Genomic DNA, 13,246 nt, shown 5'->3' on the forward strand with positions numbered 1-13,246 from the left:
GGCCCTGGCGAGGGGGCCCGGCCTGGTGGGTGATTACTGGAAGGTGATCGGCGCGTGGACGTCGTACTTGCGGTCGTTGGTGTCGAAGTGGTCGGCGCGGGTCACGACGGCGCAGGTGACGTCCTCGCCGCAGACGCTGCCGTCCTCGAGGGTGGCCTGGACGTAGATGTTCACGCTGAAGGTGCCGCCCGTGCCGAACTTGGAGCTGTTGGCGAAGAGGCCGCCGAAGGTGTTGTTGATCCAGTGCGAGGCACCGGTCGCGCCGGACTCGTCCTGGCCGCCGAGGCAGGGGGTGGGCTTGTTGGCGCCCTGGGCGCCGGCGACGACGCAGAGGCCGGCGTAGATGCCCTGGCCGGTGTTGTAGCCGGAGCCGGAGACGGTGATGACCTGGCCCGACGCGGCGGCCGAGTCGGGCGCGGTCAGGGACAGGTTGTAGGTGGTGCCGCCGTCGACGATCGTGCGGGTCGCGGTGGCGGCGGAGGCCGAGGTGGCGAGGCCCAGGGTCAGGGCGGCGGAGGCGGCGACGGCGAGACCTGCGCGGGCGGCGGTACGGGCGGAGGGAACGACTCTCATCGGGAGAGCACCTTTCTCATGAACGTGCGAGTCCTACTTAGGTAAGGCTTACCTAGCCTCGCACGTGATCTCTTTGTCAACAGAAAGCAAAGGAAGCTCAACGGGCCCTCGCTCGGCCCACGTTGGCCCGGCTCTCGACGCTCAGGACGACGCTTCGTCGGCGAGCACCGTGAACTCCGCGACGGCCTCGCGGCCCCCGGTCACGGAGTACAGCCGCACCGTGTGCGCGCCCTCGGTCGCGGTGCCGTACACCGGGAACTCCCGGGCGACCGCGCCCGAGTCCTCGGCCACGGCCTGGTAGCGGGTGTCGTCGTCGATCGCGACCAGCACGACCTCACCCGGTTCGAAGCCTTCACCGGTGACACGCTGCCCGGCACCGGCGGCGAGGCTCGCGCGGTCCACGGCCGCCGACGGGGCCGCAGCGGCGCCCTGTTCGACCTCGGCCCCGGCCTGCGGGGGCCCGGCCGCCGTGTCGTTCGCGTCCGGGGCGGGAGAGGTGGTGTCGTCGTCGGGGGCTCCGGTGGCCCCGTCCCGCGGTGCGCCGGTCCCGGAGGCGCCGGTGCCCACGGTCACGTCGAGCGGGGCGAGTTCGTCCCCCGCCGCGTACGGCCGCCCGCTCCACTTCGTGAGCAGTGCGGCGCCCTCGGCGGTCAGCGACACCCGCAGGCCCGTCCAGGTCGCGCCGCCCCTGCGGACGGTCGGCGTGGCGGCCCCCGTGCCGACCTCGGCCAGTGTCAGGTCGCCGCTCTCCCCCGCCCGTTCGGCGCGCACCCGCAGGGTGCCGGTGCCGCCGTCCAGCTTGAGGCGCAGTTCACGGAGAGTCAGGGCGTCGACCCCAGCCGCACCCAGGCGGATCGAGCCGTCGAGACCGACCTCCGCGTCACCGGCCGCCGGGTCCGCAGTGCCGCCGTCGACGGGGAACCAGGTCCGGCCGCCGGAGCCGCGTACGGCGGGAGCCCCGGCCGTCACCGTCGCGTCGGCGCCGGTGGGCGCCTCGAACGTCGGGCCCCAGCTCGCGTATCCGCCGGACACCTCACGCGGGGACTCCTCCCCGCCCTGCGCCGTCGCCGTGCCCTGACAGAGCAGGGCGAGCAGTGCGCCCGCCGCCGTCACGGCGGCACCAGGTCTGTTCATCACCTCGAAGTCCTCCCTGGAATGCCACTCGGGTCCGCGCTTCCCGACGCGCTGGCGGCACGGTGCCCGCGCGCCCAGACCCAGGCCGTCCCGCCGACCGCGACCAGCCCGCCCGCGGTGATGCCGAGCGGCACGGCGGCGCTGCCGGTGCTGGCCAGCGGACCGTCCGAGGTGCTCGTGTCGCCCGTGTCGCTCGTCGTGCCGCCGGTACCGCCGGTCGTGGTCGCGCTCGTGCCGGCCGACGGGGTCGCCGTGCTGTCGGTGCCGGAGTCGCCGCCACCGTCGCTCCCGGCTCCGGTGAAGGTCACCGGGATGCGGACCGTCTGGCTCTGGTCGCCGCCCCGGGTGTGGTCGTTGCGGGTGATCACGGAACAGGTCACGCCCGACTTGGTGCAGTCGGTGTTGACGTCCTTGGCCCGCACCTTGAGCTGCGCGGAGAACGTGCCCTTGTGTCCGCTGCCTCCATAGGGCTTCGCCAACCCCTCCCCGTACGAGGGCGGGTTGGACGAGATCCACACCGAGGCACCGGAGTCGCCGGACATGTCGACGCCACCGATGCAGGGGGTGGGCGTCTTGCCGGCGCCGTTGTCCACGCAGAAGGCGACGTAGATGCCCTTCTCGGTGTTGTAGCCGGTGCCGGACACGGTGACCGTCTCGCCGTCCGGGTCGAGCGCGGAGGTTTTGGAGACGGTGAGTTTCTGGTTCTCGGGGCCGGTCGCGGAACCGCCGGCGGCCACCGCCGAGGGGGCCGGGAAGAGGATCACGGCACTCGCGACGGCGAGGGCCGCCGGGGCTGCGCGCAGGGCTCGTAGGCCACATCTGTGCATCGGTGTCAGCACTCCCACCATAGGTAACTCAGGTAAGGCTAACCTAAGGTAACGAACACTCAGTTCGAACGGTAGACGTGGAAGGCGGTTCGATGCGTAGGTCCGAAAGACCTCAACTACCCGTCGCACGAAGGGGAGTTGCCGCACTGGCCGTTGCTTTCGCGATGCTGACCGCCGGATGCGCAGGCAGCGACGGGGGCAGCGAAGGCAGTGGGGCGAAGCCGTCGCCGTCGTCCGCGAGCGTCCGTGCGGCCGCGGCCCAGAAACAGTTGAAGACGAATTCCCTCGTCCCGCTGGAGGGCGGGGCGCCCACGCCGAAGCTGCCCGTCACCGTCGGCTCGTCCGACGGCCGGAAGGTCACCGTCGAGGACGCCTCACGGATTCTTCCCCTCAACGGGGGCATAGCGGAGATCGTGTTCACGCTCGGCCTCGGTGACAAGGTTGTCGGACGGGACATCACCGCGACCTTCGAGGAGGCGAAGGGCCTTCCCCAGGTGACCAAGGCGCACGACGTGAGCGCGGAGAGCGTGCTCTCGCTGGAGCCGACCGTGGTGCTCGCCGACACGGACACCGGGCCCAGCGAGGCCGTCGACCAGATCCGTGACGCCGGGATCCCCGTGGTCGTACTCGATCCGGCCAACGAGCTCTCCGACGTGAGCGCCCGGACCACGCGGGTCGCCGAGGCGCTGGGGGTGCCGGCGGCCGGGAAGGCGCTCAACCAGCGTTTCGCCGACGAGTTGAAGGCGGCGCGGGCGGCCGTGCCCGAGCGCAGCAGGCCGAAGGTGGCGTTCCTCTACATGCGGGGTTCGGCCGCCGTCTATCTCATCGGCGGGAAGGGCTCGGGGGCCGACTCCCTCATCGCGGCGGCGGGGGCGGAGGACGCGGGGGTGGCCGCCGGCCTGGACAAGCCGTTCACCCCGATCACCAGCGAGGCCCTCGTGAAGGCCCAGCCCGATGTGATCCTCATGATGAGCAAGGGGCTCGAGTCGGTCGGCGGCGTCGACGGGCTCGTGGAGATCCCCGGTATCAGGGAGACGCCGGCCGGGATGGACCGGCGGGTGGTGGACCTGGAGGACGGGGTTCTGCTCAGCTTCGGGCCGCGTACGCCGTTGGTGATCGACCTCTTGGTGGAGCGGTTGCATCAGGGGTGAGGGTGGGGTCGGTTGTTCGTCGGGTGCGGAGTGGGTGGGGGTGGTTTTTTTGGGGGCGCGGGGAACTGCGCGACCAGCCCCCACCGGACCCGCGTCGGCGGACAACCCCCACCTCACGTGTCGAAGTCGACCGTCAAGGCCTCCGAGACCGGGTACGACTGGCAGGTCAGGACATACCCCGCCTCCACCTCGGCCGGTTCGAGCGCGAAGTTGCGGCGCATGTCGGCCTTGCCGTCGGTGACCAGGGCCCGGCAGGTGCCGCAGACACCGCCCTTGCAGGCGAACGGCAGGTCGGGGCGGGTCCGTTGGGCGCCGTCGAGGATGCTGCGCTCACGGGAGAGCGCGGCGGTGGTCGAGCGGCCGTCGAGCGTGACGGTCACCTCGCTGACGGGTCCCTCGGCGGCGGCCTCCTCGTGCCGGGCCTCCCGTACGGGTTCGTCGTCGGCGTAGAACAGCTCCTGGTGGACGCGGTCGGCCGGTACGCCGAGGCCATGAAGCACCTGCTGGGCGTCGCGAACCATGCCGTGCGGGCCGCACAGCCACCAGTGGTCCGCCGTGTCGACGTCGACGAGGGAGTCGATGAGTGCCGAGAGGCGATCGGCGTCGAGGCGGCCCGAGAGCACCTCGGCCTCGCGCGGTTCGCGGGACAGGACGTGGGCGAGCTGGAAGCGTGCCGGGTACAGGTCCTTCAGGTCGGCCAGTTCGTCGGCGAACATCACCGTGCCGCTGCGGCGGTTGCCGTAGAAAAGGGTCACGGTCGAGCGGGGGTCGGCGGCCAGCACCGACTCGGCGATGGAGACCATGGGTGTGATGCCGGAGCCCGCCGCGATCAGCACATGATGACCGGGGGTGCCGAGGTCGGGGGTGAAGTACCCGGTGGGGGCCATGACCTCGACGGTGTCACCGGGCCGCACGTCATGGACCAGCCACGACGAGAACAGTCCACCCAGCACCACCCGCACACCGATGCGTGGCGCCGAACCGGCGGGCGAACAGATGGAGTACGACCGCCGTTCGTCCCGCCCGTCGATCTGCCGCCGCAGCGTCAGCGACTGCCCGGGCGCGAACGCGAACTCCTCCGCCAGCTCCGCCGGGATCTCGAACCCGACGGCGACGGCGTCCTCGCAGAGCGGCTGCACGGTGGCGACGCGGAGACGGTGGAAGGCGGGACGACGGCGGGGACGTGGGCGCACGGCGCCGGCAAGGGTCGTGTCGAGCGAAGCCGCGCCGGCAGCAGCCCCGCTCGGGCCGACGGAAGCAGCCGGGGCCGGGGCGGCGGGGGCGCTCCGGTCTTGGCGCCCTGGCGCGGGCTCTCCCCGCAGGCCTCCCGTCGGTTCGTCCTTGAGGCCTTTCATCAGATCTCCTTGACGTGCTCGAACGGCTCGCGGCAGGTGCGGCAGCGCCACAGGGACTTGCAGGAGGTGGCGGCGAAGCGGGAGGTCTCCTCGGTGTCGGCCGAGGCGCAGCGGGGGCACGGGACCGTGCGGCGCGTGGGTGAGAGGAGCAGGGGGACGGGGCCGCGCGGGGCCGATCCGGGTGGGGCGATGCCGTGCCGGGTGAGTTTGCGGCGGCCGGTGTCGGTGATCCAGTCGGTGGTCCACGGCGGGTTCAGGACCGTGCGGATCTCGACCCGTTCGTAGCCGGCGGCGCGCAGCCGGGCCGCCACGTCGGCACGCATCTCCGCCATGGCCGGGCAGCCCGAGTAGGTCGGGGTCAGGCTCGCGATCACCGTGCCGTCCTCGGTCAGCTCGACGTCCCGCAGGACGCCGAGGTCGGCGAGGGTCAGCATGGGCAGCTCGGGGTCCGGCACCTGCTCGGCGATGTACCGGGCGCGCCGCACGTCGAGCGAAGTGGTGGTCACCATGTCGCCTCCGGATGGGCGCGGGCCACGCTCTGCAACTCGGCGAGCAGCGGCGCGAGATGCTCGGTGTGGTCGCCGGTACGGCCCGCGCCCGGCAGGGGCCGGTACACCGGCATGGGCAGCCCGCCGGCCTCGGTGACCTGGCGGAGCACGGCGGCGACCTCGTCCCGTACATCGCAGGCGGTGAACAACTCACCGAAGTACGGGGCCACTTGCTCCAGCGCCTTGCGCATCCGCCGGTGCGACTCCTCGGTGCCGTCCCCCAGCCGCACGGACCATTCGGCGGCGTACTGCCGGTGGTACGTCAGCTCCTTGACACCCTTCGCGGCGATCGCGGCGAGGACGGGGTCGGGGTGCCCCACCAGCCGCTCGAAGTGCGCGAGGCGCCAGCTGGACAGGACGAGCAGCCGCACGATCGAGAACGCGAAGTCTCCGTTGGGGAGTTCGGCGAGGCGGACATTGCGGAAGTCGTCGGTGTCGCGGAAGTAGGCGTACGCGTCCTCGCCGCGTCCGGTGCCGTCGACCTGGCCGGCGCGGGAGTACAGCAGACGGGCCTGGCCGAGGAGGTCGAGGCCGATGTTGGCGAGGGCGACCTCCTCCTCCAGTTCGGGGGCGCGGGTGGTCCACTCGGCGAGCCGTTGGGCGCAGACCAGGGCGTCGTCGGCCAGCGCGACGCAGATCGCGGTCAGTTCACCGGTGTCGACGCCCTCCGGCACGGTGGTGTCCACGCCGTGCAAAGGGTCCTCGAACCCGGTGCCGTACGCCCAGCGGGCGTCGTCCTCGTGTCCCTCGGCGAGGGTCAGGTAGACGTGGTCGTCACTCATACCCTGCTCCTCAGATGTGCGGGACGTCGTCGGGGATGTCGTAGAAGGTGGGATGGCGGTACACCTTGTCGGCGCTGGGCTCGAAGAAGGGGTCCTTCTCGTCGCGGGTCGAGGCGGCGATGTGCTCGGAGCGCACCACCCAGATGGAGACGCCCTCGTTGCGGCGGGTGTACAGGTCGCGGGCGTGGGTGAGGGCCATCTGGTCGTCGGCGGCGTGCAGGGAGCCCACATGGACGTGGTTCAGGCCGCGCTTGCCGCGTACGAAGACCTCGTACAACGGCCAGTCGCCCTTGTGCGTGCGCGCCGTGCCACCGCCGTCGGGGCCGGTGCCGTCGTTCGTGCCGATACCGTCGTTCCTGCCGGTACCGTCGTTCCTGCCGGTACCGTCGTTCCTGCCGGTCATGCCGCCGTCCCCTTCCGGGCTCGCTCGCTCCGCCTGGCCGCGTGGGCGGTGGCCGCCTCGCGCACCCAGGCGCCCTCCTCGTGGGCGGTCCGCCGCCGCTCCATCCGCCGGTCGTTGCACGGTCCGTTCCCGGTGATCACGCGCTTCAGCTCGTCCCAGTCGGGGGTGCCGAAGTCGTGCCGGCCGCGCTCCTCGTTCCACCGCAGCTCGGGGTCGGGGAGGGTGACGCCGAGCTTGTCGGCCTGCGGGACGGTCATGTCGACGAAGCGCTGCCGCAACTCGTCGTTGGAGTGCCGCTTGATCTTCCAGGCCATGGACTGCGCGGAGTTGGGCGAGGCGTCGTCGGGCGGGCCGAACATCATCAGGGACGGCCACCACCAGCGGTTCACGGCGTCCTGGACCATCTCGCGCTGTTCGTCGGTGCCGCGCATCATCGTCAGCAGCAGTTCGTAGCCCTGCCGCTGGTGGAACGACTCCTCCTTGCAGATCCGCACCATCGCGCGCGCGTACGGCCCGTACGAACTCCGGCACAGCGGGACCTGGTTGCAGATCGCCGCGCCGTCCACGAACCAGCCGATGACGCCCACGTCGGCGAAGCTCGCCGTCGGGTAATTGAAGATCGACGAGTACTTCTGGCGGCCCTCGATCAGCCACCGGGTCAGGTCGGCGCGGTCCGCGCCGAGGGTCTCCGCGGCCGAGTACAGATACAGACCGTGGCCCGCCTCGTCCTGGACCTTGGCGAAGAGGATGGCCTTGCGGCGCAGTGAGGGCGCACGGGTGATCCACTCGCCCTCCGGCTGCATGCCGATGATCTCCGAGTGCGCGTGCTGCGCGATCTGCCGGACGAGCGTCTTGCGGTAGCCCTCGGGCATCCAGTCGCGCGGCTCGATCCGCTGGTCCCGCGCGATCGTCGCGTCGAAGTGTGCCTGGAGCGCGTCCTCGGTGTCCTGTGCGTCCTGGGGTGGCACCCCGGCGGATTGTGTCGTCATCGATACCAGCTTCCCACCGACCAACCGACCATTCGTTCGGTTCAAGTGTGACGCGATTCCGCCGACCGGGCAAGCCCCCGGCCTGACCGAATGGGCCTAACCGAATGCTCGGTCGGGAAACAGGATGAGGGTGAACAGTGACGCGGCCTCGGTCCGGGTCGCGACGACGAAGGAGTCACGATGGGCACGCTGGGCGAACCGCTCCCCCCTGACCTGCTGGACGATGGCGAGCGCTTGTCCGGGGACCGGTTGCGGGCACTCCAGCTCCACCGGCTGCGCGAGACCCTGCGCCACGTCTACGACAACGTGGAGCCGTACCGGAAGAAGTTCGACGCGGCCGGTGTCCGCCCCGACGACTGCCGCTCCCTGGACGACCTCGCCCGCTTCCCCTTCACCACGAAGGCCGATCTGCGGGACACGTACCCCTTCGGCATGTTCGCGGTGCCCATGTCCGACGTACGACGCGTGCACGCCTCCAGCGGCACCACCGGGCGCCCCACGGTCGTCGGCTACACGGAGAGAGACCTGTCCATGTGGGCGGACGTGGTCGCCCGCTCGATCCGGGCCGCCGGCGGGCGCCCGGGCCACAAGGTGCACATCTCCTACGGTTACGGCCTGTTCACCGGCGGCCTCGGCGCGCACTACGGGGCCGAGCGCGCCGGATGCACGGTGATCCCGGCCTCCGGCGGGATGACGGCCCGCCAGGTTCAGCTGATCCAGGACTTCCGCCCCGAGATCGTCATGGTGACCCCCTCCTACATGCTCACGCTGCTCGACGAGTTCGATAAACAGGGCATCGACCCCCGCTCCACCTCCCTGCGGGGGCATCTTCGGGGCCGAACCGTGGACGGAGGAGATGCGGCGGGAGATCGAGGAGCGGGCGGGCCTCCACGCGATCGACATATACGGACTGTCGGAGGTGATCGGCCCCGGTGTCGCGCAGGAGTGTGTGGAGACCAAGGACGGCCTCCACATCTGGGAGGACCACTTCTATCCCGAGGTGGTCGACCCGCTCACGGACGCCGTCCTGCCCGAGGGCGAGGAGGGCGAGATCGTCTTCACCTCCCTCACCAAGGAAGCCCTGCCGGTCATCCGCTACCGCACCCGCGACCTGTCCCGTCTGCTGCCCGGCACCGCCCGCCCCGCCTTCCGCCGGATGCGCAAGGTCACCGGCCGCTGCGACGACATGATCATCTTGCGCGGCGTGAACGTCTTCCCCAGCCAGATCGAGGAGATCGTGCTGCGTACGCCCGCCGTGGCCCCGCATTTCCAGATCCGGCTGACGAGACGGGGCCGTATGGACCACATGACCGTCCGGGTCGAGGCACGGGCGGGAACGGCTCCCGACCAGCGGGAGACCGCGGCCACGGCGATCACCCAGGCGGTCAAGGACGGTGTGGGCGTCACGGTGGAGGTGACGATCGTCGACCCGGAAACCCTGGAGCGCTCGGTCGGCAAACTCCAGCGGGTCAAGGATCTCCGCGACGCCGCGAGCTGATGGCTCAGCGCCAGGGGCAGCGCCCCTTCAGGGGCGCTGGGAACCGCGCGACCAGCCGCATCGCACCCCGCAGCCCGAAGCACACAGTCCCCCGACGACGCTCCCCCGCTCGCTCACAGCCCCCGGTGCACCACATGTCCGCCCGTCACAGTGAGAAGCACCGGCGCCTCGGCGACCTCATCCGCGGGCGCCTCCACCGGATCGAGTCCCAAGGCCGTGAGGTCGGCGCGGAAGCCGACGGCGACGCGCCCGGCGACGTCCGCCTCACCGGCGGCGAGGGCGGCGTGCGTGGTGCAGCCCTCCAACGCCTGGAGCCCGGTCAGCCCCGCACGGGACGCCGCCGCGCCGCGCGGCACACGGGCCGTCGCCAGAACACCGCGGGCGTCGTGGTGGGCGATGGGCCAGTCCGACCCGAGGGCGACGACCGCGCCGGCGTCCCGCAGATCACGCAGCCGCCACGCCCGCGTCGCGCGCTCCCGCCCCAGCCGCACCGACCACTCGTCGGACAGGTCGGCCCGGGTGTAGTCCGTGTGCGGCGGCTGCATGGAGGCGATGACCCCCACCTCCGCGAACCGCGTCACCAGATCGTCCGGCACCGACTCGACGTGCTCCACCCGGTGCGCGAGCCGCCCGCCGGGCCCCAGCGAGGCGACGGTGTCGAGGACATGGCGTACGGCCGCGTCCCCGATCGCGTGGGTCGCCGTACGCACCCCGGCCCGGTGCAGCTCCCGTACCGCGGAGCTGTACGCCGCCGGGTCGGGCCAGAACGCGTCGGTGCCCTGGCCGTGGCAGTCGGGGTGGTCCAGCCAGGCGGTGCCGCCCTCGACGGTGCCGTCCATGAAGAACTTCACCCCGCCGACAAGCCAGTGCCGTCCGCCCCGGCCCTGGAGGGCGACGAGTTCCGCCAGGTCACCGGCGCCGGCGCCGGGCATGCACCAGGGTGCGAAGCGCAGCCGCAGCGGCAGTACCGACTCCTCGGCGACCGCGCCCACCAGGTCGAGGTCGCCGAGGTCCATGACATGGGCCCCGGTGAGGCCGGTGGCCGCCATCTCGGCCAGCAACTCACCCAGCCGGGCGCGGCGTTCGGCGTACGACGGGCGCGGCAGGACGGGCTCGACGAGCGCCATCGCGGCGTGTTCGACGAGATGTCCGGTCAGCCGTCCCTCGGCGTCGACCGCGATGTGGGACCGCTGGGCGAAGGCACGCGGTCCGGTGATGTCGGCGGCCTTGAGGGCGGCCCCGCTGACGAGGGCCGAGTGGCCGTCGTACAGGCGCAGGAAGGCGGGCGCGCCGTCCAGGACGTCCTCGACGAGGGCACGGTCGACGGCGCGTCCGCCGAAGACGTTGTGGTCGAGGCCGTAGCCGACGACCCAGCCGTCGACGCGTTCTCCCGAGGTGAGCGCGGCGCGGAGTCCGTCGAGGTCGCGTACGGCGGTGAGGTCGATGCCGGTGGCCATGTCCAGGCCCCACACGGGGTGGCTGTGGCCGTCCACCAGGCCGGGCATCAGCCGGCCGCCGCCCAGGTCCACGACCTCGGTGCCGGGACCGCGCCAGTCCCGTATGTCCGACGCCTCGCCGACGGCGGCGATCAGGCCGTCGCGGACGGCGACGGCGGTGGCGTACGGCCGCTCGGGGTCGAGGGTGCGGACGTGGGCGCCGGTGATGACGAGGTCGGCGGTGGGCATGGAGAGGTCTCCTCCGAGGGGGGTGAAGGGCGGCGGTCGACTGGCGCGGGTCAGTCGGCGGCTTCGGCCGGTGGTTCGGCGGCGAAGTTCGCGTAGACCTCGGGCCGGGCGCGGCGCAGCCACCGGGCGAGGACGAGGCCGATGACGAGGACGGCCGGGACCAGGGCCGCGAGGACGGTGTTGACGGTGGTGGAGGCGCCGGTGAACTGGTCGAGGTGGGTGACGACCAGGGCGATGGCGCCGGTCAGGAGCATCGCCGCGACGACGGGGGCGACGACCGTGCGCAGGGCGCCCTCGGTGTGGGTGACGCGCCGGAAGTAGAAGGGCACGGCGAGCGCGGCGAGCAGTTGCAGCAGCATCAGGGCGAGCATGCCGGGGGTGTTGACCCACAGCAGCAACTGCATGTACGGGTCGGCGCCGGCCGTGGCGAAGGCCAGGACGACGATCGCGCCGAGGACGGTCTGGGCGATGCCCGCGACGTACGGGGAGCGGTGGCGCGGGTGGACGCGGGCCAGTGCCTTGGGGAGGATCCCCTCTTCCGCGAGGGCGAGGCCGTAGCGGTTGATGGCGTTGTGGAAGGCGAGGAGGGAGGCGAGGACGCTGGTGACGATGAGGATCCGCATCAGGTCGGCCGCCCAGGAGCCGACGTAGGTGGTGATGGCGGAGAAGAACAGGTCGGCGGGGTTCGCGCCGGCCGTCGCCATGACCTGGGCGTCACCGAAGGCCTGGATCACGGTCCACACGATGAACGCGTAGAACAGGCCGAGGAAGCCGATGGCGAGGTAGGTGGCGCGGGGCACCGTACGGGCCGGGTCGCGGGCCTCGCGGCGGTAGATGACGGTCGACTCGAAGCCGGTGAACGCGGCGAACGCGAAGGCCAGGACGGCCACCATGCCGGAGACCATGACGTTGTCGGGGGCGAAGGAGGCGAGGGAGAGGCCGTCGGCGCCGCCCTTGACCAGCACTCCCCCGGCGAGCAGCACGAGGATGCCCGTCTCGGCGACGAGGAGCACGCCGAGGAGCTTGGCGCCGAAGTCGATGGACCGGTAGCCGGCGTAGCCGATGAGCAGCAGGCCCACGAGGGACACGGGCAGCCAGGGGATGTCGGTGCCGAACAGGGAGCGGGCGGTGTCGCGGGTGGCGGTGCCGAGGAGACCGTAGACGCCGATCTCCATGCCGTTGTAGCCGATCAGCGCGAGCAGGGCGGCGCCGATGCCGGCGCGGCGGCCGAGGCCCCGGGTGATGTACGCGTAGAAGGCGCCGGCGCTGCGGACGTGGCGGCTCATGGTGGTGAAGCCGACGGCGAAGACGGCGAGCGTGAGGCCGGCGAGGAGATAGCCGACGGGGGCGCCGATGCCGCCCATCAGGATGGCGAGCGGGGCGACGCCGGCCATCACGGTGAGCGGGGCGGCGGCGGAGACGACGAAGAAGGCGATGTCGGTGGTGCCGAGGGAGCCGGAGCGGAGGGAGGGCGCCGCGGAACCGGCGCTCCGGGTGGGAACGGCGCCGGTGGCGTCGGGGGTGACAGTCATGAGGGGAAAGCCCTTCTGGCTGCGGGCAGGGACGAGCGTACCGGGCGTGCGGGGATGACCTGGGCCCGTAAACCTAAAGGCTTTCGGTTTTCGCAATGTAGCCTTCACCTGGACTACTGGGAAGACCCCCGAGGGGACGGACACCATGGGACGGCCGCGCACACCCTTGCTCGACCGGGAGCGCATCACCACCACCGCGCTGGAGCTCCTCGACGCGCAGGGCGAGTTCAGCGTGCCGCAGATCGCGCGGCGGCTGGGGGTGCAGACCGGCTCGGTGTACCACCATGTGGACGGCCGGGACGGCATCGTGGAGCTGCTGCGGGAGCGGGTCGCGGAGGGGATCGACATCGCCGCCCTCGATCTGCGCCCGTGGGACGCGGCCCTCGCCGCCTGGGCCCGCTCCTACCGCGCCGCCTTCGCGGCCCACCCCCGGGCCATCCCGCTGCTGATGACCTCCCCGGTACGGGCCCCGCGTGTCCTCGCACAGTACGAGCGCGCCGTCGGCCTGCTCCTCGACGCGGGCTTCCCCCTCCCGGACGTGATGCCGGTGCTGGTCGCCCTGGAGAACGTCGTGCTGGGCTCGGCCCTGGATCTCGCCGCGCCCGTGGCCATGTGGGAGATCACCGACGCGTCGGCCACTCCGCGCCTCGCCGGGGCCCTGGAGGCGGTGGGCGACCGCCGCGCGGACGCGGCCTTCGAATTCGCCCTCGACGGTTTCCTCGCGCACGCGCGGCACAGGCTGGAGGTGTACGCGCAGGTATAGGCCGGG

General features: G+C 71.9%; 12 protein-coding genes and 1 pseudogene. 3 read left to right on the forward strand and 10 right to left on the reverse strand.

Translation table 11 applies throughout. The annotated features are described in order from the left end of the window. Window positions 1-33 precede the first annotated feature (33 nt). The 3 genes from ACWD26_RS27975 to ACWD26_RS27985 all read right to left on the reverse strand — a co-directional run bounded on the left by ACWD26_RS27975 (window position 34) and on the right by ACWD26_RS27985 (window position 2,534). Window positions 34-573 (reverse strand): hypothetical protein, encoded by a 540-nt coding sequence (locus ACWD26_RS27975; protein ID WP_451274707.1) that lies wholly within the window; start codon window positions 571-573, stop codon window positions 34-36. 141 nt (window positions 574-714) lie between these two features. Continuing rightward, entirely contained in the window at window positions 715-1,707 is a 993-nt protein-coding gene (locus tag ACWD26_RS27980) for an HtaA domain-containing protein (RefSeq protein WP_451274709.1), read from the reverse strand. Beyond that, window positions 1,707-2,534, reverse strand: a complete 828-nt coding sequence (locus ACWD26_RS27985) for a hypothetical protein (RefSeq protein ID WP_451274711.1) — start codon at window positions 2,532-2,534, stop codon at window positions 1,707-1,709. The genes ACWD26_RS27980 and ACWD26_RS27985 overlap by 1 nt, the downstream gene beginning before the upstream one ends. Before the next feature lie 92 nt (window positions 2,535-2,626). Here ACWD26_RS27985 and ACWD26_RS27990 point away from each other — a divergent pair, with 92 nt between their 5' ends. Beyond that, on the forward strand, window positions 2,627-3,685 hold the full coding sequence (locus ACWD26_RS27990) for a heme/hemin ABC transporter substrate-binding protein (protein WP_451274712.1): 1,059 nt from the start codon (window positions 2,627-2,629) through the stop codon (window positions 3,683-3,685). Window positions 3,686-3,798: 113 nt separating this feature from the next. Here the strand turns inward: ACWD26_RS27990 and paaE are convergent, their stop codons facing one another. Genes paaE through paaA form a run of 5 tightly spaced genes read right to left on the reverse strand, consistent with a single transcriptional unit; the run spans window position 3,799 to window position 7,762 of the window. Further along, window positions 3,799-5,040: a 1,2-phenylacetyl-CoA epoxidase subunit PaaE gene (gene paaE, locus ACWD26_RS27995; RefSeq protein ID WP_451274713.1), complete on the reverse strand. Its 1,242-nt coding sequence runs from the start codon at window positions 5,038-5,040 to the stop codon at window positions 3,799-3,801. Next, entirely contained in the window at window positions 5,040-5,549 is a 510-nt protein-coding gene (paaD, locus tag ACWD26_RS28000) for a 1,2-phenylacetyl-CoA epoxidase subunit PaaD (protein ID WP_451274714.1), read from the reverse strand. The genes paaE and paaD overlap by 1 nt, the downstream gene beginning before the upstream one ends. Beyond that, window positions 5,543-6,370, reverse strand: coding sequence for a 1,2-phenylacetyl-CoA epoxidase subunit PaaC (gene paaC, locus ACWD26_RS28005; RefSeq protein ID WP_451274715.1), 828 nt, complete (start codon window positions 6,368-6,370; stop codon window positions 5,543-5,545). The genes paaD and paaC overlap by 7 nt, the downstream gene beginning before the upstream one ends. Before the next feature lie 10 nt (window positions 6,371-6,380). Then, complete coding sequence (gene paaB, locus ACWD26_RS28010) at window positions 6,381-6,773, reverse strand: 1,2-phenylacetyl-CoA epoxidase subunit PaaB (protein ID WP_451274716.1); 393 nt, start codon at window positions 6,771-6,773, stop codon at window positions 6,381-6,383. Then, window positions 6,770-7,762: a 1,2-phenylacetyl-CoA epoxidase subunit PaaA gene (paaA, locus tag ACWD26_RS28015; RefSeq protein WP_451274717.1), complete on the reverse strand. Its 993-nt coding sequence runs from the start codon at window positions 7,760-7,762 to the stop codon at window positions 6,770-6,772. The genes paaB and paaA overlap by 4 nt, the downstream gene beginning before the upstream one ends. A gap of 180 nt (window positions 7,763-7,942) precedes the next feature. On the opposite strand from paaA, the pseudogene paaK reads away from it, so the two are divergent. Continuing rightward, window positions 7,943-9,260, forward strand: a pseudogene (gene paaK / locus ACWD26_RS28020) (phenylacetate--CoA ligase PaaK). Between the two features lie 113 nt (window positions 9,261-9,373). Here the strand turns inward: paaK and ACWD26_RS28025 are convergent. Both ACWD26_RS28025 and ACWD26_RS28030 read right to left on the reverse strand, forming a co-directional pair. Beyond that, window positions 9,374-10,945: an amidohydrolase gene (locus ACWD26_RS28025; protein WP_451274718.1), complete on the reverse strand. Its 1,572-nt coding sequence runs from the start codon at window positions 10,943-10,945 to the stop codon at window positions 9,374-9,376. 50 nt (window positions 10,946-10,995) lie between these two features. Further along, on the reverse strand, window positions 10,996-12,477 hold the full coding sequence (locus ACWD26_RS28030; protein ID WP_451274719.1) for an APC family permease: 1,482 nt from the start codon (window positions 12,475-12,477) through the stop codon (window positions 10,996-10,998). A gap of 145 nt (window positions 12,478-12,622) precedes the next feature. On the opposite strand from ACWD26_RS28030, the gene ACWD26_RS28035 reads away from it, so the two are divergent. Then, window positions 12,623-13,240, forward strand: a complete 618-nt coding sequence (locus ACWD26_RS28035; protein WP_451274720.1) for a TetR/AcrR family transcriptional regulator — start codon at window positions 12,623-12,625, stop codon at window positions 13,238-13,240. Window positions 13,241-13,246 lie beyond the last annotated feature (6 nt).

The sequence above is a fragment of the Streptomyces sp. NPDC002787 genome (genome assembly GCF_053592095.1).

Excerpts from the sequence above, each read along its gene's own strand:
- ACWD26_RS28030 (WP_451274719.1), bottom strand. The coding sequence starts at position 12,477 with ATGACTGTCACCCCCGACGCCACCGGCGCCGTTCCCACCCGGAGCGCC.
- paaE (WP_451274713.1), bottom strand. The coding sequence starts at position 5,040 with ATGAAAGGCCTCAAGGACGAACCGACGGGAGGCCTGCGGGGAGAGCCC.
- ACWD26_RS28035 (WP_451274720.1), top strand. The coding sequence starts at position 12,623 with ATGGGACGGCCGCGCACACCCTTGCTCGACCGGGAGCGCATCACCACC.
- paaD (WP_451274714.1), bottom strand. The coding sequence starts at position 5,549 with ATGGTGACCACCACTTCGCTCGACGTGCGGCGCGCCCGGTACATCGCC.
- ACWD26_RS27985 (WP_451274711.1), bottom strand. The coding sequence starts at position 2,534 with ATGCACAGATGTGGCCTACGAGCCCTGCGCGCAGCCCCGGCGGCCCTC.
- ACWD26_RS28025 (WP_451274718.1), bottom strand. The coding sequence starts at position 10,945 with ATGCCCACCGCCGACCTCGTCATCACCGGCGCCCACGTCCGCACCCTC.
- paaC (WP_451274715.1), bottom strand. The coding sequence starts at position 6,370 with ATGAGTGACGACCACGTCTACCTGACCCTCGCCGAGGGACACGAGGAC.
- ACWD26_RS27980 (WP_451274709.1), bottom strand. The coding sequence starts at position 1,707 with ATGAACAGACCTGGTGCCGCCGTGACGGCGGCGGGCGCACTGCTCGCC.
- ACWD26_RS27975 (WP_451274707.1), bottom strand. The coding sequence starts at position 573 with ATGAGAGTCGTTCCCTCCGCCCGTACCGCCGCCCGCGCAGGTCTCGCC.
- paaA (WP_451274717.1), bottom strand. The coding sequence starts at position 7,762 with ATGACGACACAATCCGCCGGGGTGCCACCCCAGGACGCACAGGACACC.
- paaB (WP_451274716.1), bottom strand. The coding sequence starts at position 6,773 with ATGACCGGCAGGAACGACGGTACCGGCAGGAACGACGGTACCGGCAGG.
- ACWD26_RS27990 (WP_451274712.1), top strand. The coding sequence starts at position 2,627 with ATGCGTAGGTCCGAAAGACCTCAACTACCCGTCGCACGAAGGGGAGTT.